Origin of the sequence: Rothia mucilaginosa ATCC 25296 (genome assembly GCF_000175615.1) — a bacterium.
Taxonomy (GTDB): domain Bacteria; phylum Actinomycetota; class Actinomycetes; order Actinomycetales; family Micrococcaceae; genus Rothia; species Rothia mucilaginosa.
Genome location: NZ_ACVO01000015.1, coordinates 135,396 through 162,187 on the forward strand (window position 1 = coordinate 135,396; position 26,792 = coordinate 162,187).

21 protein-coding genes are annotated in these 26,792 nt (G+C 58.0%); 10 read left to right on the top strand and 11 right to left on the bottom strand.

The genetic code is table 11. The features are described from left to right. The first annotated feature begins 46 nt into the window (after positions 1-46). The 4 genes from ROTMU0001_RS04070 to ROTMU0001_RS04085 all read left to right on the top strand — a co-directional run bounded on the left by ROTMU0001_RS04070 (position 47) and on the right by ROTMU0001_RS04085 (position 4,787). The gene (locus tag ROTMU0001_RS04070; protein WP_005508285.1) at positions 47-1,018 is read left to right on the top strand and encodes a Ppx/GppA family phosphatase; all 972 of its coding nucleotides are present in this window, start codon (positions 47-49) and stop codon (positions 1,016-1,018) included. Positions 1,019-1,128: 110 nt separating this feature from the next. Continuing rightward, positions 1,129-2,700: a hypothetical protein gene (locus ROTMU0001_RS04075; protein WP_005508286.1), complete on the top strand. Its 1,572-nt coding sequence runs from the start codon at positions 1,129-1,131 to the stop codon at positions 2,698-2,700. A gap of 142 nt (positions 2,701-2,842) precedes the next feature. Beyond that, positions 2,843-3,964 (top strand): hypothetical protein, encoded by a 1,122-nt coding sequence (locus ROTMU0001_RS04080; protein ID WP_005508287.1) that lies wholly within the window; start codon positions 2,843-2,845, stop codon positions 3,962-3,964. Positions 3,965-4,238: 274 nt separating this feature from the next. Next, a complete protein-coding gene (locus tag ROTMU0001_RS04085) occupies positions 4,239-4,787 on the top strand; it encodes a DUF6609 family protein (RefSeq protein WP_005504717.1) in 549 nt (182 codons plus the stop codon). 76 nt (positions 4,788-4,863) lie between these two features. On the opposite strand, the gene ROTMU0001_RS04090 is transcribed toward ROTMU0001_RS04085, so the two are convergent. Further along, positions 4,864-6,273, bottom strand: a complete 1,410-nt coding sequence (locus ROTMU0001_RS04090; protein WP_005504721.1) for a chloride channel protein — start codon at positions 6,271-6,273, stop codon at positions 4,864-4,866. A 346-nt stretch (positions 6,274-6,619) separates the two neighbouring features. Between ROTMU0001_RS04090 and proC the strand changes: the two genes are divergently transcribed. Continuing rightward, positions 6,620-7,465 (top strand): pyrroline-5-carboxylate reductase, encoded by an 846-nt coding sequence (gene proC / locus ROTMU0001_RS04095; RefSeq protein WP_005504723.1) that lies wholly within the window; start codon positions 6,620-6,622, stop codon positions 7,463-7,465. A gap of 213 nt (positions 7,466-7,678) precedes the next feature. On the opposite strand, the gene ROTMU0001_RS04100 is transcribed toward proC, so the two are convergent. Further along, positions 7,679-8,341: a potassium channel family protein gene (locus ROTMU0001_RS04100; RefSeq protein WP_005504725.1), complete on the bottom strand. Its 663-nt coding sequence runs from the start codon at positions 8,339-8,341 to the stop codon at positions 7,679-7,681. After that, the gene (locus ROTMU0001_RS04105) at positions 8,334-9,959 is read right to left on the bottom strand and encodes a TrkH family potassium uptake protein (protein ID WP_005508290.1); all 1,626 of its coding nucleotides are present in this window, start codon (positions 9,957-9,959) and stop codon (positions 8,334-8,336) included. The genes ROTMU0001_RS04100 and ROTMU0001_RS04105 overlap by 8 nt, the downstream gene beginning before the upstream one ends. A 412-nt stretch (positions 9,960-10,371) precedes the next feature. Here ROTMU0001_RS04105 and ROTMU0001_RS04110 point away from each other — a divergent pair, with 412 nt between their 5' ends. The 4 genes from ROTMU0001_RS04110 (at position 10,372) to ROTMU0001_RS04120 (ending at position 15,106) form a co-directional block, all read left to right on the top strand. Next, positions 10,372-11,697: an ArsR/SmtB family transcription factor gene (locus ROTMU0001_RS04110; protein WP_005508291.1), complete on the top strand. Its 1,326-nt coding sequence runs from the start codon at positions 10,372-10,374 to the stop codon at positions 11,695-11,697. A gap of 93 nt (positions 11,698-11,790) precedes the next feature. Beyond that, on the top strand, positions 11,791-13,896 hold the full coding sequence (locus ROTMU0001_RS04115; RefSeq protein ID WP_005508292.1) for a FadR/GntR family transcriptional regulator: 2,106 nt from the start codon (positions 11,791-11,793) through the stop codon (positions 13,894-13,896). 263 nt (positions 13,897-14,159) lie between these two features. Then, a complete protein-coding gene (locus tag ROTMU0001_RS09015; protein ID WP_005504750.1) occupies positions 14,160-14,258 on the top strand; it encodes a 30S ribosomal protein bS22 in 99 nt (32 codons plus the stop codon). Positions 14,259-14,416: 158 nt separating this feature from the next. Next, a complete protein-coding gene (locus ROTMU0001_RS04120) occupies positions 14,417-15,106 on the top strand; it encodes a histidine phosphatase family protein (protein WP_005508293.1) in 690 nt (229 codons plus the stop codon). Positions 15,107-15,240: 134 nt separating this feature from the next. On the opposite strand, the gene ROTMU0001_RS04125 is transcribed toward ROTMU0001_RS04120, so the two are convergent. From ROTMU0001_RS04125 to gluQRS, 6 genes are all read right to left on the bottom strand, one after another. Next, on the bottom strand, positions 15,241-15,669 hold the full coding sequence (locus ROTMU0001_RS04125) for a PLD nuclease N-terminal domain-containing protein (protein ID WP_005508294.1): 429 nt from the start codon (positions 15,667-15,669) through the stop codon (positions 15,241-15,243). 115 nt (positions 15,670-15,784) lie between these two features. After that, positions 15,785-16,699 (bottom strand): 1,4-dihydroxy-2-naphthoate polyprenyltransferase, encoded by a 915-nt coding sequence (locus ROTMU0001_RS04130; protein WP_005508295.1) that lies wholly within the window; start codon positions 16,697-16,699, stop codon positions 15,785-15,787. 126 nt (positions 16,700-16,825) lie between these two features. Next, the gene (locus tag ROTMU0001_RS04135) at positions 16,826-18,190 is read right to left on the bottom strand and encodes an AMP-binding protein (protein ID WP_005508296.1); all 1,365 of its coding nucleotides are present in this window, start codon (positions 18,188-18,190) and stop codon (positions 16,826-16,828) included. Positions 18,191-18,359: 169 nt separating this feature from the next. After that, positions 18,360-19,313, bottom strand: coding sequence for a 1,4-dihydroxy-2-naphthoyl-CoA synthase (locus tag ROTMU0001_RS04140; RefSeq protein ID WP_005508297.1), 954 nt, complete (start codon positions 19,311-19,313; stop codon positions 18,360-18,362). Positions 19,314-19,477: 164 nt separating this feature from the next. Continuing rightward, positions 19,478-20,965, bottom strand: a complete 1,488-nt coding sequence (putP, locus tag ROTMU0001_RS04145; RefSeq protein ID WP_005508298.1) for a sodium/proline symporter PutP — start codon at positions 20,963-20,965, stop codon at positions 19,478-19,480. A 381-nt stretch (positions 20,966-21,346) separates the two neighbouring features. Then, the gene (gene gluQRS / locus ROTMU0001_RS04150) at positions 21,347-22,363 is read right to left on the bottom strand and encodes a tRNA glutamyl-Q(34) synthetase GluQRS (protein WP_005508300.1); all 1,017 of its coding nucleotides are present in this window, start codon (positions 22,361-22,363) and stop codon (positions 21,347-21,349) included. Between the two features lie 255 nt (positions 22,364-22,618). Here gluQRS and ROTMU0001_RS04155 point away from each other — a divergent pair, with 255 nt between their 5' ends. Next, positions 22,619-23,527: an MBL fold metallo-hydrolase gene (locus ROTMU0001_RS04155; protein WP_005508301.1), complete on the top strand. Its 909-nt coding sequence runs from the start codon at positions 22,619-22,621 to the stop codon at positions 23,525-23,527. A gap of 124 nt (positions 23,528-23,651) precedes the next feature. Here the strand turns inward: ROTMU0001_RS04155 and ROTMU0001_RS04160 are convergent, their stop codons facing one another. Further along, complete coding sequence (locus ROTMU0001_RS04160; RefSeq protein ID WP_005508302.1) at positions 23,652-24,671, bottom strand: glycosyltransferase; 1,020 nt, start codon at positions 24,669-24,671, stop codon at positions 23,652-23,654. 278 nt (positions 24,672-24,949) lie between these two features. Beyond that, positions 24,950-26,779, bottom strand: coding sequence for a 2-succinyl-5-enolpyruvyl-6-hydroxy-3-cyclohexene-1-carboxylic-acid synthase (gene menD / locus ROTMU0001_RS04165; RefSeq protein ID WP_005508305.1), 1,830 nt, complete (start codon positions 26,777-26,779; stop codon positions 24,950-24,952). Positions 26,780-26,792: the final 13 nt, after the last annotated feature.

Sequence of the window (26,792 nt, forward strand, 5' to 3'; positions counted from 1 at the left end):
GCACACAGACGATATCCCGCCGCGCGGCGGGGGAGGGGAGCGCATCGTGCGCCTGGGAGTTCTGGATGTCGGGTCGAATACGGTCCACCTGCTACTGATTGACGGCAGCCCTGGAGCGCGCCCCGAACCGTACGCGTCGCACAAGATTCCGCTGCAGCTCGTGCAGTACCTCGACGCTGAGGGCAACATTTCGCAGGAGGGCGCGGACGCGCTGACCCGCTTCGTGACTAGCGCCCGCGACTTCGCGATCGAGAATGAGGCGGAGGACCTGCTGGCGTTTTCTACGAGCGCTATCCGTGAGGCGGGTAATGGTGCGGCGGTGCTGCATCAGGTGCGTGAGCAGACCGGTGTGAGCCTGAACGGTATTTCGGGTGATCAGGAGGCAGCGATTACGTACTTTGCGGTGCGCCGCTGGCAGGGCTGGGGCGCGGGCCGCATCCTTGATTTTGATATTGGTGGCGGTTCTTTTGAGTTTTCGACGGGTACGAATGCGTTGCCGGATGCGGCGATGAGCGTGCCGTTGGGGGCGGGCCGTCTGACGCGTGAGTTTTTTGATGAGCAGCCGCCGAAGCCGAAGCAGGTGAAGCGTCTGCGTAAGTATGTGCGTGAGCAGATCGCCCCGGTTGCGGAGAATCTGCTACGTTATGGTGCGCCGGATATGACGGTGGGTACGTCGAAGACGTTCCGTTCGTTGGCGCGTATTTGTGGTGCGGCGCCGTATTCGGCGGGCCCGCATGTGAAGCGTGAGATGCATTTGCAGGATTTGCGCCTGTGGACTCGTCGTATGGAGGCGATGACGGTGTCTGAGCGTAGCGATTTGCCGGGTGTTTCGAAGGCGCGTGCGGAGCAGATGCTGGCGGGCGCTATCGCTGCGGAGGCGGCGATGGAGGCGTTTGGGGTTGAGACGATGCGTGTGTGCCCGTGGGCGCTGCGTGAGGGCCTGATCCTGAAGCGTATTGAGCACCTGGCGGAGGGTACGGGTACTCCGGTCAACCCGAAGACCCTCCTGGGTGAGTAGAACATGATGATGAACCCCGCAGGCTGATGCGTAATGGGCACCGGCCTGCGGGGTCACCGCTTTTCTTTTGTATATAACCCGCCGACAAAGATGTAGGAAAGGAAAATTCGTTGGAAGTTCAAGATGTAATCGACAAAGTTAATGCTTCTTACAATATTGATAAAGTAAATAAAATATGGGGAGAAAACCATGAAGAGAAACGGAAGGAAATATTCTGGAGGAATGTTTTAAGAATTCCATTGCGAGTATTTCTTGGATTTTCCATTATGTATTTTTCTCCATTTATTTTTAATCTTCTTACTATTATCAAATCGCCGGAAAAGGTAGATAGTGTTTTATGGGCATTAATTCGGGTATTTTTTAATTCCCCATATTATATTTTCGATTTAAGGATTGGCATTATTGCGTCAATTGCGAGTTTGCTTCTGAGTCTTTTTGTTAGTGTTGGGAAGTTTGCGGATGGTGCGGGCGGTATTAATGGTGAAGCCCGACGTGCCGCATATAGGCAGTTTGCTAGAGTTGTGGGCTATATTGTTTTTGGCGTATTTGTAATTGTTTTTTGGCACGGTCTTCTGGCCGGGTATCTCCAGGGGGTATCTTACGCGCCTGAATTTTTTGGTGATTGGGCTAATGGTCCAGGATGGGGGAAACAGATTGTTTCGCCGGATATAAAACTTGAAAGATATGCCGATATTCCTTTATGGACATTGATATTTTTTGCATGGTTTACCCTGTCATCTTCCTTAATGTTAACGTATAACGAAAATGATATCTTGATAAAGTATGCATCAATTTTGCAGAGAGTTAAATATGCTTCTGAGGTTCAAGGTGTATCTGTTGAGTTGGCTTATAGAATTATCGATAAAGAACGTGTAGGCAGTAATCATAAATTAAACTTTATGAATCAAAGAATCAGTGCGAGTGAGCAAGATGTTTCCAGGTCTAATAACGAAGTGGTCTATGAATTTAACCGTATAGTTTCTCGAAATAGGGGTTACACTGGGTTCGATATCAAAGACGCCTTTTGGATTTATTTTTCTGGTGTTGAATGGGTAAAGATTATCGTACCCTGGCTGGCTTCGCTTCTCTTTGCTCAAACTATGCCTAGGGAGAGCGGTTTTATATTCGTAACTTTTGTTACATTGCTTGTCGTTCTCTGCGTATATGCTGGCCTCAGTTCTGGAACATACTTATTCAATGAGATATATAGGTTTAATGTACTCAATATTAAGAAGGGTAAGCAGAAAGTCTTTGAATTTTTTAGGTTTTACTTCTTTAGGATATTTGAGGGTGTAATGGTGTGGATGCTAGTTTCTCTGATATCTATTTATGTAATCGAAGCTTTCGTTGTGGAGATAGCTAAGCTGATTGAGGGGCAAGAAACCTTCTGGGAATCTCATAGCGGATCAGCTATCTTTGTGTTTTTTGCGATTAGTTTGATTATTACCTGTATTATTATTTCTTATGTAAATAAGACGATTCGAAAGAGTCTTGCTCTAGCTATTGAAAGCTTTATTTCTGATAATTATTCGAATGAGATGAAAATGGTCTTAAGGGATGACGGAGAGAGCTCTCTTGAAGATAGTGTAGATTGTGTATTAGCTACATATGTATATTGCTTGGTGAAAAATAGTGGTGAAATATATTCTGAATATAAATATGAATCGGATTCTATTGGCTAGGTGTCTACCTTGCATATTGTTCTAGGTGTCATGTATTTGAGATTTTAGGGATAATTTTATTATATTTAATTAGGGGCTATTGGAAATATGAATTTTTAGCCATAGTAATTAATTGACAATACTAGGAAAGGAACAATCACCGATGACGAACCAACTACTGTTAGCGCAGGTGCTGGCTGAGGGATTCAGCTGGGACTATCTCTGGCACTGGACCCATGACCAGGAACTTGGCAAATCGTTTGTCTCTGCTTCTGCGACAGTTATTGCCGCAATTATTGCTGTCATTGGCGTCGGTTTGACAGCTCGTAGGGCGACGCAACAGATGGAACTCTCCAAGCAAGGGACGCCTCCTGAGCTAACCCGGTACAAAGAATGGCTCGAGGTCTCTGAGCGGTATATGAAACTTGTAGGAGTCCCGGATACGGGTAACCTCGTAGAAATATCGGAAGAGTACCGGGAAATTGAATCTTCGCGAAAGGAAGCTCTCACACGTGCGGTCTGGGAGAGGAGAGTTCTTTCCGCCTGCCCTAATGTACGCGGACAGAAGCGGCTCCTAAACATTCCGGCAAGTATGGTTATACATGGTGATAAAGAAATTGGTCCTCTACCAAATTTTAGATACGGTATATATCTCTGGCTGGAGATTCTAATCATTGCTCCTGTATTTGTGGGGATATTGATTACACTATTTGCCCTAACTGGTACATATATTATTTACCTTCTATCGGATAAAGGAGATAAAGCTTGGGTGACTGTATCTTTTGTTTTTCTTTTTTTGTTTTGTCTGTATGGTCTAATCTTTTGGATTAATCTAGCCGAGTCCTCACGGATGAGCCTATCAGGAGAAAGGTTTGCTGAGTATGGCTATCTCCGAATTCTTCAGGAGAACCTGCCACGCGATAAATTTGAGAATTTATTCAAATCTTCCATGAATAAAATTAATAATTCGCAGAGATATGTCTTTGCTCTCTTGGATGAGAATTATCGCAATTTTATTTATTGTCCTAAATGGATAGATTCTAAATATTTTTCTGTTATAGAACCGTTTATTCTTGGTTCCCCATATTGGCTTTTGAATATTGGGCACAGGGCTCGTGGATATAACTATGGTGAGTATAAACCGGAAATTTTTGGAATTTCAGAGAAAAATTTGAAGGATGAACAAACCGAGCAAGATGAAAATCTGAAAGGTAAAAATACTTCTATTAGTAGGCGGATGGCTCTGTGGATTTCTAAAAGGTGGGAATCTCTGAACCGTGGTTAATAAATTTTGGCTAGATTTCCGTCTTCTATAGCTTCTCTCTATGGAGATCTATAAATAGTGCAGGAAAATCAGGCGACCCCGGACGCACACGTATCCGGTGCTGACCCCTCGTTTCTTAGGGGAATTTTATCGCCATCTTGATACAATTTCAGAGGAGGTAATTAGCAGACAGAAGGGTTGGAGCATGTTATTAATGTACGGCAGAACTTTTTCACAATAAAACGTAGCGGCACAACAAGAGAAATAATTTTACGAGAGACTATTGGAGGCATCGATGGCATTTCTGGGCTACAACAAAGACGAAAAGTTAGAATTTAACTATAAGAGGACCTGCGGGTTGTGGCTAATTGCGGTGGCGGCAGTTATCGCAATAGCCACCATGACCGGAGGAAAACAAATAATAAACATGCAAGTATTCAGCATTGGGTACGTCGTCAGCTTTTTCTCAATCAACATGAATAAAAAGGTGCTGAATAGACTAGCCGACGGCCCTTCGAGTAAATTTCAAAAGAAAGTATCTTCACGTGCCGTTATTCTATTGTTTGTCTTAATGGTTTTGCTGGGCGGCCCATTCTTCGCAACTGAAAATTGGAGATTGATCTGGTTGGGAGCGCTGATGGCAACCGCACTGCACTTCTTCCCATACTATTTTGTGCATGGAAAGTCAATGATATATCTGGGTCTTATCTGCGCCATCAACGTGTTTGCAGGATATATTTTTACCAACATCCCGTTAGAAGTAATCGCATATATCGACGCGGCGATTAAGCTCATCTTCGGAGTCTATCTGCTATTCCTTTCAAAGCCGTCAAAGCAAATTTAAGGCAGTTCTTCGGCACACCAAAACAGGGCGGCCCCGGACGCACACATGCATCCGGGGCCGCCCCTATTTCTGAAAGCTACTTCTTAGCGCCGAACACCCGCGTCCACGCCCAGCGGGTCAGCACCGCCGTACCCACCGCAACCGCCATTGGCAGCCACGCACTCGCACCCTGACCCGTAAAACCAATCAACAACGTCAACGCAGACAGCGGCGCATTCATCGAAATACCCAAAAACGCCGCCGTACCCGTCAACGCCGCAGCATACAACACCATCGACGCACCACCCGGCACCCCGCCCAAACCCGGGAACACCCACAGCACCAGCGCCGCCACACAAAACGCAGCCGCCGCACCCAACGCCAAGCCCGGCGTCAACGTACCACCATAAGAACCGAAACGCAGACTCAACACCACCACCGCAGCCTTCGCAACAGCCAACGCCAACACATACACTGCCGCCGCCGCAGTCAAACCGCCCGCCGCCGCATCCAACGACACATTAAACGTGTGCTGAGTCAGCAGACGACCATTACCCAGAATCTCTGGAAGCCACAGCGAAACCACCGCGACCAGCGCAAACGCCACAGGAATACGCCACAGAAGAGAACGATCCTTCGCCTTCAACTTCTCCGCACGCTGCGACAACGCCCTAAAACCCAACGCCAACGGAGTCAACACCACACCCGTCAGCGCCGCCACCGTCAGCGTCGTCGCATCCAACGGAAGCTGCGGCACCGGGTACGTCGGCTCATTGACAATCACCAGATTCGCCGTGACCGTCGCCGTCCACACCGTCACCGCACCCACATACAGCGACCGCAGGCTCAGACCAACAGCCATCGCCTCCACAAGATACACCACGCCACCAATCGGCACCTGATACACCGCCGCCAAACCAGACGCCGCACCCGCCGCCACCAGCAGACTGCGCTCACGAACACCCAACAGCGGGGCACCATCAGCGCCCACAAAACCAAGACGCTCCAGCAGATTCGAGGTACGGCCAGCCGCCAAAGCACCCAGCTCACGAGGAGCGACCTCCTTACCCACAGGAGAGCCCGCACCCACCGCAACAATCTGAATCAGCGAATGCGAAATCTGCCGCCACAGCGACGGGGTACGGTCCTCCTCGGTAGCACCGGCAATCTGCGACTTCACGCCAACCACACGCCGCCCACCGGACTGCAGGTAGTACCACACCAGCGCCACAAACGGGCCCAGCGCCGCCAAAACCAGGGCACGACGCGCAGGATCGGCACCGTCAGTCACCATCGGGTGATGCCCCTCAGCCTGACCGAAAGTTAGCTCCTGCATAAAGTCCAGAACATAATGCAGAGCAATCGCACCCAAGCCGCTGAACACGCCCGTGACCAGCGCGGCAAGGGTCAGCCCCAGCAGGAGGCGAAACGAAAAAGAACGGAAACCCGCAGAATTCTGCGGGCTATTCGGGGAAAAATTCGAGGAAGAACCAGTATGAGAAGACATAGAAGGGGGGGGGTGTTGCGTGCTGTGTGGTTTGAAGGCTTCATGCCCGGCACAAATTGCCACGGGCGAAGCTGTTTTCATTCTACGCCCGCAGAATTACGCCCTCCCCGGCATGCCAGAACGTGAGAAGCGGAGCCCAGCGCATTGGGTCGCGGAGCATGAGGCGAAGCCGCCGCTCAGAAAACGCGGAAGAAACAGAGCCAGGTCACATGCCCGTAGCCGCACCCGCTATGCTGGAAGGGTACGCCTCCACGCGCCCGCCGCGCACCGAACAGTAGCCCCCGGAACACACCGGCGGTACGCCTGCCGGCACCCGGCGCAGGCACCCCATTAGGAAGGATCAACGATGACCGCAACTATTGCTTTTCTCGGCACCGGCTCCATGAATGGCTCCATCGCCGCAGGTCTGCTCGCTGCAGGCCACGACCCCGCCCACATCCGCGCCACCGTGCGTAGCGAAGAATCTCGCGCCGCCCTCGCCCAGCGCCTCGGCGACAAGGTCGAAATCATCACCACCGGCGGCGAAGCCGACGGCAACCACAAGGCAACCGCCCACGCAGACGTCGTGCTGCTCGGCGTGAAGCCCTACGGCATCGTTGAGCTTGCCCGCGATATCGCACCCGCCCTCGCGCCTAATGCTGTTGTGGTGTCCGTTGCTGCTGGCGTGACCCTCGAAACCCTCGCCGCGTGCCTTCCCGCAGGTCAGCCCATTGTTCGCTGCATGCCGAACACCCCCTCCTCCGTGGGCAAGGGCGTGCTCGCCATCTCCACCACCGACACCGTGAAGGACGAGCAGAAGAAGCTCGTTGAAGAGGTCCTGGGCACCGTCGGTCTGGTTGTTGAGGTCCGCGAGGACCAGATGGATGCGGTCACCGCCGTCTCCGGTTCCGGCCCTGCATACGCGTTCCTGCTTGCGGAGGCGATGGCAACTGCCGGTGAGAAGCTCGGCCTGGATGCAGACACCGCCCTCAAGCTTGCCAGCGCAACCGTTGCCGGTGCGGGCTTCCTGCTCGACACCAACCCGGATGCGCCCGCTCTGCGCCGCGCCGTGACCAGCCCGAACGGCACCACCGAGCGTGCACTGAACACCTTTGTGGACGGTGGCCTCTTCCAGCTGACCGAGGACGCGATGCGCGCCTGCGCGGCACGTTCGGCAGAAATGAGCCAGCTGTACACTGCTGATGAGGACTAACCAGCGGGAATTAACCAGTGGAAACTAATAAGCGGAGACTATTACCGTCCGGTAGCATCCCTCTGACTAGGTGAAACTACAGAAAAACAGCCTCCTCCCGGCAGAACGGGAAGAGGCTGTTTTTTCTGTGTCTAATCGCGGGCTACTCAACTGCGGGCTCCTCAAAACCAGCAGAGCTGGGGAAGATAACCCCCGCAGCGAGGAAAAATGCGCTTAGGGCCGCGCCGCGAAACGCTCAATCAGGTCCACCTGACCGGACACGATCAGAATGTCACGCGAATGAATGCGGGTGGTTGCATCCGCGTAGGTGAAGTCCTCACCGGGGGACTTAATACCGACCACGGACACACCGTACTTGGATCGAATATCCGACTCGGCGAGGGTGAATCCGTGGGTTTCCTTCGGTGGGCGCATCTTCGCAATCGCGAAGTCGTCATCAAACTCAATGTAATCCAGCAGACGACCCGAGACGAGGTGCGCGGCGCGGCGTCCGGCGTCCGCCTCCGGGTAGACCACGTGGTGCGCGCCAATACGCTCCAGAATCTTGCCGTGCGCGGGGGTAATAGCCTTTGCCCAAATACGCTCCACACCAATGTCCACGAGGTTCGCGGTAATCAGCACGGACGCCTCCACGGAGGTACCCACACCCACCACGGCGGAACCGAAATCGTCCGCACCCAACTGGTGCAGGGTGTCGATATCGGTCGCATCGGCGGAGACCACGTGCGTCAGCACGCCGGACCACTTCTGCACCAGCTCGGGGTCCTTCTCAATAGCAAGGACCTCCTTGTTCTGCAGGCGCAGCTGGGCCGCCACCGCGGAGCCGAAGCGTCCCAGACCAATCACGAGGACGGGGGCGTTATGTGCACTAGCCAATGGTGGGCCTTTCTTCGGGGAACTTGTAGAGGCGGCGGCGTGAACGCAGCGCCAGGCCGGTCGCGGCGGTTGTGGTGCCCACACGGCCAATGAGCATCAGGCCGCTGAGCACGTAGATACCCGCCGGCGGCAGGCTGGAGGAGAGACCATTCGAGAGGCCGCAGGTAGCGAAGGCGGAGATGACCTCGAAAATGACTTCCTTGAGGTCCGCGCCGCTAATAATCAGAATCGACGCGGCGCCGACACCTACCACGGTAGCACCCATAACAATCACGGAGATAGCAATACGCAGGGAGGACTCGGGGATGGTGCGGTTGAACGCGACGACCTTCTGATCGCCTCGCGCCTCAGCAAGGATAGACAGGGCAATCACGGCGATGGTCGTGACCTTCACGCCACCCGCGGTCGAGCCGGAGCCACCGCCAATGAACATGAGCATGTCCGTCAGGAGCGTGGAGACGGGGGTAATGCTGCTCATATCGACCAGATTGAAGCCGCCCGAACGCATCATTACAGAAGCAAAAATGGCGTTCAGAACCTTGTCGCCTGCGGAGTAGTCGCCGATGGTGGCGGGGTTGTTCCACTCGAAGAGACCCCAGAAGAACGCGCCAAAAGCAAAGAAAAACAGGGTCGTCACGGTGGTCAGCTTCGCGGTGAGCGACCAGTGGCGGGGGCGGAAAGGATGATGCTGAATCGCAATGAAAACAGGGAAACCGAGCGAGCCCAGGAACACGGCAATGCAGATGGGCACGAGCAGGAAGAGATCATGGCCGTAGGGCACGATGCCGTCTGAGTGCGGGGTGAAGCCTGCATTGTTGAAAGCTGAAATAGCGTAGAAGATGCTGTGCCAGATGGCTTGGAACGGGTCTTCGCCGAGGGTCAGGAAACGAGGAATCAGCACAAGCGCAATGATTGCCTCGATGGAGAACGAAGCATAGGAGACGCTCTTGATGATGCCACCGACCTCGCCAAGACGGCTGATGTTCAGGTCTTCCTGTGCGATGAGCTTGGTGCGCAGACCCATCTTACGGCCGATAGCCAGCGCCAGCAGGGAGGTAATGGTTAGAGTGCCCAAACCACCGACCTGACAAGCCACAAGAATCATTGCCTGACCGAAGGTGGACCACTGCTCGGCGGTGGAGACGGTAGTCAGGCCGGTCACGGTCACCGCGCTGGTAGAGGTAAAAAATGCGTGGTGGAAAGGCGCGGGCTGCCCATCATTGGAGGAGATGGGCAGTAGCAAGGTGAGCGTAAAGAAGATGATGACCAGCAGAAACGCAGTGATTGCGGTGCGCGAAGGCGAGGCAAGAACGGTCACGTCAATAAAGTCACGGAACCGTTCGAGGGTCTGCAGATTGAACCCCATGGGGGCGCGCTTACGCTGAACCTCGGAGGTTTCGCTCACGTGGTCGCGTAGGGCAAGCAGACGATCGAGGTCAATACCGGGCACACTCGTGAGGATGCTAAGGTTTTCGGCCTCGAGACGGTCGCGTCGACTACGGTGAACCTGCTGCTTTTGGGGTTCGGATGTGGTGCCGCTGAAAGTGTCCCAGCGGCGGTTGAGCTGGCCCTGGGGGTGGTGGTGTCGGCGCCGGGTGCGGCGGATGATGCGTCCCATGCGCCTCCTTCAGCGGGTGTCTGGGTGTTGGTGTGTTGGGTGGCGGATATGTGCCTGTTTTGACGCCTTCTAGTGTATCGCGCCGGGTGCCTACTGAGGGGGTTGAGGCTCTGGTGGTTTGGGGGTAAATATGTGAGCTTGGAGAAGGCGTGCGGTTGGTTTTGTGGGTGGAACCACGAAAACTATATATTCTGAATTAGCTATATAAGTATTGAGGGTCTGGGTGGCTCGCATATGCCTAGGATGAGATACAGGAAATCTCCACGAGATGTGATAGGCACTTCATGCTTTTCTCCCCTTCAGTGCTTCATATTGAGGTAGCATTCAGCGGTCTTTCAGAATTTTTGAAGGTAATTTCCGTATCAGCCTCATTCTAAGCTTGAGGCGTCACTTTATATGTCATAATCGCTATATGCATTCTGATGTTTTTTCTGTCATCGCGGATCCGACTCGCCGCCGAATTGTGCGTATTCTCGCTGAGCAAACCCACACGGTGGGTGCAGTGGTTGAAAAGCTGGGCATGAGCCAGCCGACCATTTCGAAGCACCTGAAAGTCCTTCGCGATGCAGATGTGGTCTCCGTGACCGTGGAGGGGCAGCGTCGCCTCTACTCCCTGAACCCGGATGTATTCGCCACTGTGACCGAGTGGATTAACGAGACCGTTCAGATTGCACGCCAGTCCAATGAGGCGCACGCACCCGTGGCACTGCCCGGTGGCGTGACTGCATCTGCCTCCGACAAGACGGCAGCTGAGAAGCCGGTCGAGAAGACCTCCGAAAAGAGTGCTCCGAAGCCCGAGGCGACCGACTCCGAAACTCTCACCGTTGAGGCACCCACCTCCGAGGAAATCGAGCAGGCTCGCATTCAGCGCGCCCGCGCACAGTACCTGACCCCCAGCGCGCGCATCTACTCGCGCCCTGCGGAGCAGGCTGCTGAGAGTGCCGCTTCCGAAGCTGTCGCTGAGAAGGCAGGAGCTACTGAGCCTACCCCGCAGGAAGAGGCAGTGGATAGCACCCCGATGCGTCCCTTCACTCCCGCAGCCTACGGTTACGACGCTGGGGTGACCCCCGCGGCGTCGGCAACCCCCGCTCAGGCCGCTACCCCTGCGGCACCTGCTGAGGCTAAGCCTGTTGTAGCGCAGAAGCCGGTGGTATTCCCTCAGCCTGCGGCTGTGGTGTCTTATGGCACCGACCCCGCTGCGGTTGTGGGTGGCTCGATTCAGCCTATCCCTGTGATCCCCGAGGCTGTTGTGCTTGAAAAGATTGCCGAGGAAAAGGCTACCGACGAAAAGGGTGCAGCTGAGAAGCCTGTTGCACCCGCTGAATCCGTCAAGGAAGAAGCAACCCGCAAGGAATTTGCAGCTGAGGATTCTGCCGCTGAAAAGTCTGTGATTGAGAAGAACGTAGTGGATGAAGCCGCGGCAGAAGAGCCCGTGAAGGCTGAATCTGTTGAGGCTGAGTCTGTTGAGGCTGAGTCTGTTGAGGAAGCAGCTTCGCCCGCAGAAGCTACTGAGATGGCTGAACTCGGTGAGGGTGAGCCTGCCAATGATGAGCTCACCAAAGATGAGCCTGTCGAGGGTGAGCCTGCTAAGGCTGAAACCTCCGCTGAGGAGCCCGAGTACCAGACCATGCCCGCCTACGATTCGGTGTACCGCCCCAGCACTGAGACGACCAACACCGAGGCGAAGGACACTCATCGCGGTGGTCTCTTCGGCTTCCTGCGTGGCCGCCGCCGCTAAGGCGCGCCCTGACGCCGTTCAACCTCCGGCATAACTCATCGATAAAGCACACACACTCTCACTCACCTTTATCTAACCGAAAGACGCATTCACGTGGCTATTCATCGTAAAATTCTGCGCTGGCTCGAGAACGAACTGTTCGAGGGCAATATTCAGCTGGGTCAGGACCTGCCCAGCGATAGCGAGATTGCGCGCGCTATTGGTGTGGGTCGTTCCCGCACTCGCGAGGCTCTGCGCACCCTGGAAGATATGGATCTGGTGCAGCTGTACAACGGCCGCGGCAAGGAAATGCTGGTACACCTGAGTGATGAGCCTGCTTCCGCCGCTAGCGCTGCTCTGCGCCTGCACATGTCCAGCTCGCGTTACCCGACTCGTGACCTGGTGCAGACTCGTATTCTGCTGGAAAGCTGGGCGATTGCGCGTATTGACCCGAAGACCGCCTCCTTTGTGGAGATGGACGAGGTCCTGGAGCAGATGGAAGATTTCGATCTGTCGATTCGTGACTTCCTGGAGCTTCTGTTGACGTTCCACCACCAGGTGATGCGTTGCGGTGGTAATGAGTTGCTGGTGGGTCTGCTCGCGTCGGTGCGTCAGCCGAGTTTTGAGTCGATGCTGTCGCTGGTGGGCCGTATGCCGCTGTGGAGTAGCGCTGTGGAGCGTCTGCGTGCTGAGAGCCGCGCTATTGCGGAGGCTCTGAAGGCTGGCGACGCTGCGACTGCGCGTGCCATGGTGATTGGTCAGCTGCGCGGCATGTATTCCGATGCCGGTATTGACCTGGAGCAGGAGGCGACCTCTGCGAATGGTCTGCCGGGCGAGCCGATTGCGTCTGAGTTCGCGCCGGTTGATGTGGATGAGTTCGCCGCTGATGACTTTGACGATTTGCTGCAGGATGACCCGTCCTTCGCTGATGCGGAGGCTCTGCCCGCCGCAGATGCACCCGTTGCGGCACCCGCTTCTGTGGAGCCTGCGGCTGAGCCTGTTCAGGTTTCTGCTCCGTCTTCTGTCGTGGAGTACACGGTGCCTGAGGGCGATATTGTCTACATTGAGGAGACTGCTGCTGAGACTCCTGTGGAGCGGGTTGATGAGCCTGCTGAGGTTCTTTCTAGCTCTAACGCTTCTGGCTCTGACAAGGTAGAACGTTCCATCCCCGCTGTTGCTCAGCCCGCACCTGCTGTAGCTCCTGTTGCTCCCGCGCAGCCTACCGCTCATTCGGTGAGCGCGGATGTGCCGCTGAGCTTCGGCACCCCGCGCGGCTTCAACCCGTCTGCTCAGGCTGCCCCGGTCGCTCAGGCTACCCCGGCTGCTTCTGTGGCTCCGGTGTCTGGCGCCCAGACCCTCAATTCGCAGACTCTCAGCTCCCAGACCCCCAGCGGTCATCTGCCGAGCGTCCCTGCCGCGTACGCGCAGGAAGAGGCTGAGGGTCCCGCGAAGGTTCTGCGTGCTTCTACGGCGGCTCCGCGTCGTCGTAGCGGCCAGATTATTTCTCCGGTGCGTGCGACCATCATTAAGCCGGTGGACCGTAGCCAGGTGCTGACTGCGCCTGCTCGTACCGCGCGTCCTGCGGTTGTTGCGGCTACCTCTGCGTCTGCTGAGTCGGCGTCCTCTGAGAAGGTTCTGCGTGCCCCGGCGCGCCAGGAGGAGCCCGCTACTCAGGCGGCTGAGCCTACCCGTCTTGAGGCGGCAGCGACCATTCACGATACTTACGAGAAGCTTCCTCATGAGGAGCCGGTGCAGGAACGCCGCGGCATCTTCTCGAAGATGAAGCGTTTCTTCGGCGTAGATGTGTACGAGCCTGAGCATGACGAAGCGCAGGAGAGCGCTGAGAAGGATCAGGCAGTGAAGGAGCAGGTTCTGAAGGCTGAAACGAAGTCCGAGCCCCAGCATGAGCTCCAGCCTGAGCCCCAGCCCGTCATTGATCAGGAGGCGCTGGCTCGTGCCGAGGCTGAGCGTGCTGAGCGTTTGAAGGCGTTGCACGCGGCGGCTGAACAAGAAGCTGCTGAGAAAGAGGTAGCTGAGGAAAGCGCCGTTGAAGAACCCGCTGAGGCTTCTGACCCCGCGCAGGAATCGGCTGCGGAATCGGTAGAGGCTGCCTCCTCGGCTGAGGAGAGCACTCCTGATGCTGCTGTAGCTTCTTCCGGTTCGGTGCTGTCTCATGGCCGCGCTAAGGGCTCGAAGAAGTCGAAGAAGAAGCGCCGTTAGGGCTACCGAATCCCTGTTTTCGCCCCGAGATATCCTCGATATACCCGCGGGAAAAGCGGAAATTCAGGGAAAAACTCCTGAAAAGCCGCTCTCGAATGGTGAAAATGGGGGTAAACCTAGTACTCTAGGTAGGTAGCGCTCTAAAACGCAAGGGTATTTCTGTGCCTAAAATGCGTTTTGGATCGGTTATACCGGTATAAATATCCCCGGGTAGCTACCGAGTCGAATGGCTCGGCCGGGTACGAGTAAAGTGAGGAAATCCTATGGGTTCCGTTATCAAGAAGCGCCGCAAGCGTATGTCCAAGAAGAAGCACCGCAAGCTGCTTCGTAAGACCCGCCACCAGCGCCGCAACAAGAAGTAAATAGACTTCTTTCGCCCCGCCCTCCGTATGGAGAGGCGGGGTTTTTGCGTTCCTGTAGTTTTTGCGGGCTGGGTTTTGTACGCCGGGTTTTGTATTTGTAGAGGGTATGTGCGGGTCACCTGTTTGGGGTGCGGCGCGCTATCTGAGAGACTGGGATTATGACTGAAACTTCCACCATTAAAGTTCACCTCATGCGTCACGGCGAGGTGCACAACCCCGAGCGCATTGTGTACGGCCGTCTGCCCGGCTACCGTCTGTCCAATAAGGGCCAGCAGATGGTGCGTCTGAGTGCTGAGGAGTTCGCGGCTCGTTCTGAGCGAGGCGCCCGTTTCGTGCACCTGGTCTGCTCGCCGTTGCAGCGTACCCGTGAGTCTGCCGCCCCGGTTGAGGAGCTGCTGGGCCTGACCGCGCAGCCGGATGAGCGCGTCATTGAGGCGGATAACTACTTTGAGGGTCTGCACGTGAACGCGCAGGAGCTGCTGAGGAACCCGCGTCACTGGACGAAGCTGTACAACCCGGCGCGCCCCTCCTGGGGTGAGTCGTACCTGGATCAGATTCGCCGTATGGCGGCGGCTGTTCAGGATGCGGCGCGTACCGCCTACGAGTTGGGCGGCAAGGGTGCGGAGGCGATTATTGTGTCGCACCAGCTGCCGATTTGGATTACTCGCCTGGGCGTTGAGGGCCGCATGCTGCAGCATGACCCGCGTGCCCGTGAGTGCAACCTGGCGTCGATTACGACTCTGGCGTTTAGCACCACTGATTTTGAGCATGAGATGCCGCATTTTGTGGGGTATTCGGAGCCTGCTGCGCCGCTGTACGGTGGCGTGATTCAGCTGCCCGGTAGCTAAAACATCCGGTAGCTAGTTCCTGAAGCTGTTTTTGGGCATAGCAAGAGGCTGTGAGCCCATCCGTTACGGATGCGCTCACAGCCTCTTACTGTAAACCTTGAGGGGCGCACGAGCTGCAAACCTAGCTGTCCTGACTAGTTCTGCCCGTTATCCTGATTCGGTGTGCCGTCCTCGGGGTTCTTAAGCTCGGGGTCCTTATGATCAGAATCCTGCTTGTTGTTCGAATCTGCTTCGCGGCTGCGGCGTTCGCGTTCTGCTTTTGCCTTGAGCCAGCGCAGGTACTCTTCATCGTCGTCGGGGGAAGACACCGAGGGCGCCGGGGTGCCGCGTCGCTGACCGAAGCCGGGGCGAGGACCACCTGCTGCGGGCTGTGCCTTGGGGCGGCCCAGGATAAGCCACATGAGCGGGCCCACCACGGGGAAGAGCAAGGTAACGAGAACCCACAGCCACTTGGGCAGGGTTCGCGCCTCGTGTGCGGGGGTGCGGACGGCGTCCAAGAGGGTGTAGAGGGTCAGCCCCACGATGAGGGCGGCGCCGCCAATAATCAGCATGGCTCGAATCATAAGCACTACTATGACATACCGCCGCGTTATTGCGGAACTGTGAACCGGGTGCCCGCTAGCGGCGTAATGGCGCGGCAATCCGGCGCAGAATCGTACGTCGGCTTAGTAGCCAGTCTTAGTAGCCGGTGAACACCTGAACCTCGTGGCTAATAATGTCCAGCGAGCCCAGCCACACGGCGAGGGCAAGAATCACGGAGTACACGAGCGCCACAATACCCGCCTGCTTGAGCACGGGAATCAGGTCGCGGCCGCCGCGCGTCCACACGGTCACGCAGGAGTGGATGGTCGGGCCGACCAGCAGGAAGATCAGCAGGAACCAGGGGTTCTCATCGAGCAGGAGCACGCCCAGACCCAGTGCCAGCGCCATCTCCACGATGTAGGTGATGCGCGACCAGCGTTCGCCCAGGCGGACCGCCATGGTCAGCTTGCCCGCCTCAATGTCGGTGGGAATGTCACGCACGTTATTCGCCATGAGGAGCGCACAGGAAATCAGACCAATGCCGATAGCACCAACCCAGCCGAGCAGGGTCAGGGTGTGCGCCTGCGTGTAGAGGGTGCCCAGGGTAGCAACCAGACCAAAGTAGACGAAGACGAACACGTCACCCAGGCCCATGTAGCCGTAGGGGTGCTTGCCGCCGGTGTAGCCCCACGCCGCGAAGACGCTGGAGGCGCCAATCGCCAGGAACCACCACTGGTTCGCCAGAGCCACCAGGGCAAGACCGGCAAGCATCGCTAGACCGAAGCAGGCGAAGGCGGCGTACTTGACGGAGCGGGGGCTTGCCACACCGGAACCGACGAGGCGTAGCGGACCCACGCGGTCTTCGTCGGTGCCCTTGATGCCGTCGGAGTAGTCGTTGGCGTAGTTCACACCAACCTGCAGGAAGAACGCGACGAGGAACGCCAAGAACGCGTAGAGCGGCTTGAATTCGTTGACCTCGTAGGCAGCAGCTGAGCCGGCAATAATGGGGGCGACGGCGAGCGGCAGGGTGCGCAGGCGAGCGCCTTCAATCCATTGGGCGGCAGTTGCCACGGGGGTTCCTTCCGGGTCTAAGTGCGTATGATGCGTGGGTTTTGTGATGAGACGGGTTGTGACGGTGACGGTCAGAGCGTGCGGGCGACTGCGTGTGCGGGGTGAAAACCCGCGGATGAGCCTGCTTTAGCCCTGACGATAGTCTCTGTCCAGGATACTGTATATTTCTGCACGGTCCGGCTTACCGGTGCTGGTGAGTGGGAAATCCGGCAGGATGCTCAGCTGCTTGGGTGCGGCGGGCGCGCCGAGCTTTTCTGCGCAGCGGGCACGCAGTAGGGCGCAGAGTTCTTCGTTCAGGGAGGGACGATTCTCGGTAGATGTAGCCGCGGCACCGGCAGAAGGTACGAGCGTGACCACGGCGGCAATGGCTGTGCCCCAGCGGGCATCGGGTAGGCCGACTACGCAGGCTTCGCGTACGGAGGGGTGCTCTTCGAGGACGGTCGCCACGGCGCGGGCGGAGATTTTTACGCCTCCGCTGATGAGTACGTCGTCGCTACGGCCGAGCACCTGCAGGCGCGGCTCGCTACAGTTCTTGTTGCTGTTGGGAGCTGCTGCAGGGCTCAGCAGCCCGTAGTCGTCGGTGCGGTACCAGCGGGTGCCGTCGGCGGCGGTGAAGAAGTGCTCGGCGGTGCGGGCGGCGTCGCCAATGTAGCCGCTGGCGAGGTGCGCGCCGCTGATCCAAATACGACCCACCTGCACAGACTCTTCATTCGCCGACTTCCCCTCAATATCCGGTACGGCGGGCATACCTTCTTCGGGTACGAGCTCAACCCGCACGCCGGGCAGTACGGAGCCGGAGTAGACGCATCCGCCGGCGGTTTCGGCGCTACCGTAGGTGGTCACCGTGTTCAGCCCCAGTGCGGTGGCGGCGGCGAGCAAGTCGGCGCTGGCGGGAGCGCCTCCGAGTAGGATGCCGGTGAAGGAGCCGAGCGCCTCGTGAATTTCAGCGCCCAGGTGCGGGTTGGCGTCCGCGCTTTCGAGCAGCTTATGGAGCTGGGTGGGCACCAGGGAGATAAACCGGCGTGCCGAGCTCATATGCTCAACCGCCTGCAGAAAAACCTCGGGAGTGAAATGCACCGGCTCGGTCACAGAGCGGGCAATGACCGGGGCGGTACCGGCGAGCACGGAGCGGGCGAGCACCTGCGCGCCAGCAATATAGTGCGCCGGAAGAGCCAGAAGCCACTGCGATGCCGCATCGGAGTTTGAGGCGAAGAAGCGCTCGGTGGCTACCGCACTGGCAACAAGAGCTCGCGCAGTCAGTGCGGTGCGTTTAGGGGTTCCGGTGGATCCGGAGGTGCCCACCACCAGGGCGATAGGCTCCGTAGCCGCACCCGCATCCGCCGCGTACCCACCCAGTAGCTGCTCAAAGGCACCCAGCATGGCGTGAGGGTCGGCGGGCTGATCGGCGCGCACCTGTACCGCCTGCGAGTGCAGGGCAACCTCCTGCGGGGCGGGGGAGGGCGCGAGCCCGGGTACTGGGGTGTTCATCATGGCTAAATCCTTAGCGGCTGTTTGTAGCGGCTGCGTGCTGTTATGCGACGGTGTGATATGCCGGTGCGTCATCAAATGCGCTGGAGCCGGATTCTTAGCTGAGGTTCTCAGGGTTGAATCCGGCTCCGAGCCTATGCATCTGAAACTACTTCTGTAGAAGGGCTGTCTCTTAGAAGTAGTAGGGGTAGTTGGACCAGTCCGGGTCACGCTTCTGCAAGAACGCGTCGCGACCTTCCACGGCCTCGTCGGTCATGTACGCCATGCGGGTTGCCTCACCGGCGAAGACCTGCTGGCCGAGCATGCCGTCATCGGGCAGGTTGAAGGCGTACTTGAGCATGCGGATTGCCTGCGGGGACTGGCGGGCAATGTGCGCCGCGTATTCCAGGCCCTTGTTCTCGAGCTCTGCGTGGGGGACGACGTCGTTGACTGCGCCCATTTCGTACATGCGCTGTGCGTCGTATTCCTTGGCGAGGAAGAAGATTTCGCGGGCGAACTTCTGACCCACCTGGCGTGCGAGCAGCGCCGAACCGTAGCCTGCGTCGAAGGAGCCGACGGTTGCGTCGGTCTGCTTGAACTTGCCGTACTCTTCGGAGGCGATGGTCAGGTCAGCAACTACGTGCAGGGAGTGGCCGCCGCCTGCAGCCCAGCCGGAGACGAGGGCGATAACGACCTTGGGCATGGTGCGGATGAGGCGCTGCACTTCCAGGATGTGCAGTCGGCCTGCGCGTGCCGGGTCGATGCTTTCTGCGGTGTCGCCGCTGGCGTAGTGGTAGCCGTCGCGGCCGCGGATGCGCTGGTCGCCGCCGGAGCAGAATGCCCAGCCGCCGTCCTTGGCGGAGGGGCCGTTGCCGGTGAGCAGTACGGTGCCTACGTTGGAGGTCATTCGGGCGTGGTCGAGGGCACGGTAGAGTTCGTCCACGGTGTGCGGACGGAACGCGTTGCGGACCTCGGGGCGGTCGAATGCGATGCGCACGGTGGGCAGATCGCGTAGGATTTCGCCGTTTTCGTCGCGCTCAACCTGGCGGTGGTAGGTGATGTCGGTGAAGTCTTCGAAGCCTTCGACGACGCGCCAGTCGGCGGGGTTGAAGATGTCCGAGACCTTTTCGGGAAGTTGTGCAGTCATAGACCCTATTCTACGTTGCCCGGGCGCTGTCTGAGGCTGCGAACCAGGTTGCCGGGCATAGCGAATCAGGTTGCCGGGCATATAGGAAGGCCCGGACCGCGTGGGTGCGACCCGGGCCTTAGAAGTTGGGTAAGGAAGCTTACCCGGTCTTGGTTACCTAGGGGTTACTTGACCTTTGCGAGCTCTACCGCGCGGTCGAACTCTTCGTCAATGACCTGGTTCTTCTTGTAGGTGACCAGGGAGACGATGATTGCGATCAGCAATGCCGACGCGAAGCCGGGAACCATTTCGTAGAGCACGGACTTCATCGGGCTCTGGCCCCATGCGAATGCCACAACGGCACCGGTGATCATGGAGGCGAGTGCACCCTGGGTGGTCAGCTTACGCCAGTAGAGGGAGAGCAGAACGGTCGGGCCGAATGCCGAACCGAAGCCAGCCCAAGCGAATGCGACCAGCTGCAGAATGGAGCTGTTGGGGTTCCATGCCAGGGCACCGGCGACCAGCGCCACGATTGCCACGCCTGCACGGCCGAGCCACAGGGACTTGGATGCGCTGAGCTTCTTCGAGGAGAAGATGCCGTAGAGGTCCTCAACCAGAGCGGAGGAGCACACGATCAGCTGCGAGGAGAGGGTGGACATAATTGCCGCCAGAACCGCAGCCAGAATCAGGCCCGCAACGAGGGGGTGGAACAGAATCTGGGAGAGGTCCAGGAAGACCGACTCAGCGGTTTCGGGGTTGGTGAGGGACGCCTCGGGGTGGCGTGCAAAGTATGCGATACCCATGAATGCGCCGCTCAGTGCGCCGAACACGGTCAGGACCATCCAGCTGATGCCGATGCGGCGGCCGGACTTAGCGTCCGCGGGGGTGCGCATTGCCATGAATCGCACGATAATGTGCGGCTGGCCGAAGTAGCCCAAACCCCATGCGAGGGACGAAACGATACCGGCGAAGGTGGTGCCTGCGAAGATGCTCAGTGCGTCGGGACTTACCTGGCTGATGGACTCAACCACGGGGCCCACGCCGCCGAGGTTAATAATAGTGACGACCGGAACGGCAATGAGTGCTGCGAGCATGAGCAGGCCCTGAACCATGTCGGTGTAGGATGCGCCCATGAAGCCGCCGAAGAAGGTGTAGAACACGGTGATGCCTGCCAGCAGGAGCATACCGGTGTGGTATTCCTGTCCGAAGGAGGACTTGAAGAACAGGCCGCCGGACACCATGCCGGAGGAGACGTAGAAGGTGAAGAACACCAGAATCACGACGCCGGAGACGATGCGCAGCACGCGCTTGGTGTCATGGAGGCGGTTGCTCAGGAAGACGGGGACGGTCACGGCGTCGCCTGCTACTTCGGTGTAGCTACGCAGTCGCGGTGCCACGAACTTCCAGTTGCACCATGCGCCGATGGTCAGACCGACGGCGAGCCATGCCTGGGAGAGGCCGCTGAGGTAGACGGCGCCCGGCAGACCCATGAGGAGCCAACCGGACATATCGGAGGCGCCCGCTGAGAGAGCGGCGACGGTGGGGGAGAGCTGTCGCCCGCCCAGCACATAGTCGTCAAGACTGTTGTTTTTGCTATTTGCCCATAGGCCGATTGCGATCATGGCAACAAAATAAATCGCCAGCGCGATGACCTGGTATGTACTCGCGGCCATAATGTTCCTTCTCTCCTGGTGATAGTGTGCGCCTGTGTGTATTTATGCGCTACCCCATAACTTTATGAGTGGCATAGGATACAGTCTAGGCTTTGAGGGGCTGAAAATAAAGTCTATTTGACGTCTAGGAATGAGAAGCTATGGAATAAATATGTATTTTCTGTGTAAATTCCTTGGTCGTACACGTGGGGCAATGTGGGAGCGTGTGCGAAAAAGTGCCCGAAAAACCCCTGAAATTCAGGGTTTCGGGCACTTCGGTGCAAAAGATGTAGTTGAAAAGCAACGCAAACGCTCAATGGCATATGCATCTAAAACGAATTAAACGAAAAATTTAAAAGCCGTTCGGAGTGTTGAACTGTTACACAACAATGTCACAGAGGCTTAGAGATCCCTCACGACCCACGGCTCAGAAGCCATACGAGCCGGGTCAAAACGCTCCAAAATCGCCGCCGCATTAGGCACCGGAACATCCGCGGAATGGGCGGAGCCATCAGCGTTATACACCGGAATAGACGCGGCAATCCAACCCAAAATCGTCGGAATCTCGACACCCGCCTCACGCAGCTGCGGCAGGGTTACCGCCCCGTCACGCTTCGCCAGGCGCTTACCCTCCTCATTCAGTGCCAGCGGCACGTGAGCGTAACGCGGCTGCGCCAAACCCAAAAGCTGCGCCAAATACGACTGGCGAGGCGCCGAAGGGAGCAAATCATCACCGCGCACAATCTGCTCAACCCCCACAAATGCATCATCCACTACGGAGGTTAGGTTATAGGCGTAGGTGCCGTCATTGCGCACCAGCACAAAATCATCCACCAGGTCGGTGTAGGTGCCGTAAAAATCATCCTGCACCGTGTAGCTCGTGCGCTCGGCGCGCAGACGCAGAGCCGGCGGACGCTGGGTGCGGCGCTCCTCCCGCTGCGCTTTGCTCAGCTCGCGGCAGGTCCCCGGGTATGCGCCCGGCGCACCGTGCGGGGCACTCGAAGCCTCCTGAATTTCGCGGCGGGTACAGAAGCACTCATAGACGAGGTTTGCCTCGCGCAGCTGCGCAACCGCCTGCTCATAGGCGGCAAGGCGCGTGCTCTGATACAGTACGCCCGCCTCTTTAATCTCGGCTCCCTCAACGCGCTCTGTCGGGGCGCCAGGGCTTGCATCCCAATCCAGACCCAGCGCCACCAAGTCAGCAATCTGACGCTCCGCAGCACCCGGGCGCACGCGATCCAAATCCTCCACGCGCAGATAGAAGGGCTTGGCGCCGCGGCGAGCCATCGCCCACGCCAAAATAGCGGTACGCAGATTACCCAGATGCAAATCCCCCGAGGGGGAGGGGGCGTAGCGTCCGGTACCGCTGGGGAAAGGCAGGTTCGAAGGGGTGGAAGACGAGGTCGGGGAAGAAGTCATACTCCTATCCTATAGGGCGCGAATTTTTGGTTCGTGCCTAGAACCTCGTTGGAGGCGGGGTAGCTAGGGGAATGCGCTACCCGGCTAATCAATCTGCAGGGGTTGTCAAGCATCACGTGCCACCTGCCCGTAGAGGCGTAATTATGCGGAATGATGCACTTTTATGCCCTTAGTGATGTGCAATAGTGCAAAAATATGTTCTCCAGAAGCCCGAATAGCCCCGCAAGTACCAAAAATTACAGTAGGGTTGTATCTATGGCTCGTACTATTGAACTCGCAGACGGCGTGTACCGTATTGCGACCGACAACTACCGACTGAACACCGGACTGGTCCTCGGACTGGAACGGGCACTTGTCGTGGATACCGGCGCAGGTCCCCGTCAGGCAACCGAAATCTATGATGAGGTTCGCCGTCTCACGCGCCTTCCTATCACCGTCGTAAACACTCATGGACACTATGAGCGTTTCTTCGGTAACGATGTTTTCGCGGCAATGGGTGCCGAAGAATTCTGGGCGCATCCTCGCGCCGCGCGCGCAATTCGTAAATACGGTGAGGCGCAGCGTCCCTACGTCGAGACGCTCGAACCGGAAATGGCGCACCATCAGGGTGCCGCCACCAATATTGTTGTTCCCAACCGCCTGGTCGCCAATAGCGGTGACGGTATTACCTTCACCCCCATTGATCTGGGTGAGCGTAGCGCAACCCTCATGTACATGGGTCCCGGCCACACCGATGGTGACATTCTGGTCGGTATTGAAGATGTGCTCTTCATGGGTGGTCTGATTGAAGAGGGTACCGACCCCTACTTCGAGGATTCCTTCCCCGACCGTTGGATTGACACTCTTGGTGCCGTGCTCGAATTTGATCGTTACCGCGTGTTTGTGCCCGGTAACGGTGAGCCGGTAGACCGCACCTTCGTGGAGCGTGAACGTAACACCATGGTGACCGCTATTGAGTCGATTCGCTCCTCCACTTTGGATCGTGATGATGAGGCGACGACTGCGGCAATGTATAAGCTGCCGTACGCGCCGGGTGCTACGCGCTTCCTGCTGGATCGTTTGGCTCAGCTTGAAGGCGCGCCGGTGGCGGCATACCTCGATGCGGAGCACCCGGATACCAGTGGTTTCACGGGTCCGATTACTCTGGGTCAGGCATCGTACTAAACCCCATATTCAATATGCCTTATGAGGCATAAATACAGGTGAGGGCTGGTTTCTACAGTAGAAACCAGCCCTCACCTGTATTTATGCCCTCAGCTGCTACATGCTTTTAGCAAGGGTGATGTTTTTAGCGCTGAACGTATTGGGCGCGCATTGCCTCGCAATCAGCTGTCAAAGAGGCAGGGACCTCACCCATCGCCTCGCACAGCTGCACGAAACGGTGACGCCAATCCAGGTGCTGCAGCGCCTGACGAATCTGCTGCTCACCCTGTGCGGGGGTCCAGCGGGCGGCAGCGTCGGCAACCTGCGCGAGGCCCGCGCGTGCATCAGCGTGATCAATGTCGATGGTCGCGCCATCCCAAAGGATTTCACGTACGGTGGTGGTGTTCGGAACCTTGCCGACCACGGTCACGCCCGAAGCCAGGGCGTCGGTCCAACGGCCGGTGATGTACTCCTTGGTCGGGTGAGTGTAGGGGGCGGGGCTCACCGAGGTAGAGAAGGCTAGCAGGAACTTCGCGCGGTTCAGCGAATCCTGCAGGTGCTGAGCCGACTCGCGGTCATTTGCACCGAAGGGCGGGCGGCCCTCAAAGCTCAGACCCAGCTCGCCGGCGAGGGCGGCGGTCGCCTCGTCATCTTCGTAGGCGGCGGGCTGGCGACCCACGCGCAGCAGGTCGGTGCTCTTCGACTCCAGCGCCGCCAGACGGTCGCTGAACTTGCTCCAAACATCCGCACCCCAGGGCAGAACGCCGGGGTTCTTCACGCCCGCGGCAGTCCAGGGCTGAACGTCATCAACGTCCGCAACGAAAATACGGTCGTAGGTGGAGGACTTCGCAACGGCGGGAATACGGTCATCCCAGAAGCTATCAATCACCCAGCCGTAAATCACGCCGTAGCGGCGGAACGCGAAGGAACGCTGCGAAATGGCGTACAGCTGACCGGGATCAGAAGCAATCACCAGGCAACGCTTCGAGCCGCCCTTGAGGCGGGGCAGACGCGCCAGAAGCTTCGTTTCCTTGCTGAGGGATGCGCCCACATCCACGGTGTGTACGGTACCGCCGGTGTAGCGGGCGAGAAGCTCCGCCATAGCGTGTACGGGAACCCAACCGGCTCCGGAGGGGACGGCAACAATAATATCGAGTGAGCTCATGAGAATCCTTGGGAGCGACGTCCGCCGCATGCACCGGGCTCACCGGGGTAAAACCTCGGGTCGCGGGCGGTGTGCATCAGCGGCAAGAGCGTGAATGTCAATAAATGATAGATAGGGTGCCTTACGTCAGCAGGGGCGCAAAAAAACGCGAATGCAGCGGCGAGTGAAACCGCTACAACCGGCTAGCTTTCAGCCACGGAAGGCTATGGCACAGGTAGTTTTCAGTATATCGGTCAACCCTGCGCAGGGGGCTTAGCCTGCTGCCTTTAGAAACAGCTTTAGGGTGTGTGAATGCGCACCTCAACGCCCGATTCGGTGCCAAACCCGGCAGCCATGCGCGCCAAATCAGTATTCGGGGCGGCAGCCACCGTGAAGAAACGATCCACAGCCGCAGTGAACTGCTCCTGACGAGCCATATCACCGTGTTCAAGGGTCGTGAAAATACCGCCACCGGCATCGTCAAAGACCTCGACGCGTAGCTCGGGCAGAAGCTCAGTATTCGGCAGGTTCAGCGAGGACACATCGTGCTGGAAGGTCAAATCACCGCACAGCAGGGTCACCGGCAGGGCGGTACCACCAATGACCGGGCGGGAGTTCTCATCCACACCGGCAGGGTAGTAGCCAGACAGCGACACGCCAATAGCGGTCGCAATCGTCCCGTCAATACCGGCAAGACCGCGATTAGCAAACACGCGCGCGGGGGCGGACTCACCCAGGGCGGGGGCTGCCGCATCCAAATCACGCACCAGGTTTGAAGAACCCAGCACCATGAGGCGGCGCTGAGCCACCGCATCCTGCCAGACGCGGCGGGCGTAGGAGCGGCCAGCGGTGCGGTTGCGGTAATCGGTGTAGTCAACCGAGCTCTCAGCACCGGGGTGTTCGTAGACGGCAATGGCGCGCAGGCACTCATCCTGCAGCTCGCGGGCGGGCTCAACCCACTGCTCTAGCCAGCTCAGCTCGTCCACCAGCTCATCAGCGGCAGCAGAGGATGCGCACGCAAACTCGGCGAGCTCGTGCGGGGTCGACAGCTCCACGAAGGAGCGAGCGCCCGGCTCGTACCAGCTGGCGCGGCGCGGGGCGTAGAACGCGCACTGAATATCTTTGCGTTCCAGCAATGCGGTAATCGGGCGCGAGAGCGTCGGGTGGCCGAAGAGCACCACACGCTCAATCTGCGCGGCGGGGGCGAACGAACCATCAGCGAGCAGCTGCGGGTAGTGAGGAATGGAGGTTGCGCCGTGGCGCGCCTCGGAGGAAGGCTCCGCAAACAGCGGCAGGTTCAGCACGCGCGCGAACTCCGCCGCAAACTCGCCGGCACCGTCAGCGGCAACCACCACGGTGCGGTGCGCCGGGGTGAACTCCGCCAGGTCCGCCTGCGCCTCCAAAGAATCCAGAAGCCAACGCTGCTCGGCGCTGGAGAGCCCGGAACCCTCAGCGCGGGCGGCGCGGGCACGGCCCTCAGCCTGCGGGTCGTAATCCTCCAGCAGGCTCTGCGCCCACTGCGGCAGCATCTGCGCAAAACGGCCAGAGGGGGTCAGCGGCGTATCGAAACAAATGTTCAGGTGCACCGGGCCAATCGGCTCCGCCGACTGCTTGCGCCAATGCTCGGCGCTACGACCGGTCAGCGCATTCAGGCAGGCGGCAAAAGCCTGAGTCTGCTCGCCCTCCACCTGCTCGGGGTAGGAGGTCAAATCAGCTTCAGCACGCACAAAAGGATAGAAGAAACTCGCCTGGCGGGTCGTCTGATTCACGCCGCTACCGCGCAGACGCTCCGGGCGGTCAGCGCTCAGCACCGCCAGGGGCACACCGGCGTGGTAGGCCTCCATGACGGCGGGCATGTACTCGCCCAGAGCCGTACCGGAGGTGCACACCAAGCCCACGGGCTGACCGGACGCCTTGGCAATACCCAAGGCGGTAAAGGCTGCACTTCGCTCGTCCACGCGCACGTGCGCAATGAGGGCGCCGGCTTCAGCGGCGGCGGCAATAGCGTACGCAAGAGGTGCGCTACGGGATCCCGGAGACACGACAACATGCCGCATACCGGCACGAATCAGCGAATCGAGCACGGATACTGCGGTGAGCATGGCGGGGGTTGAGCGGTTTTCAGTCACCGTACCATTCTAA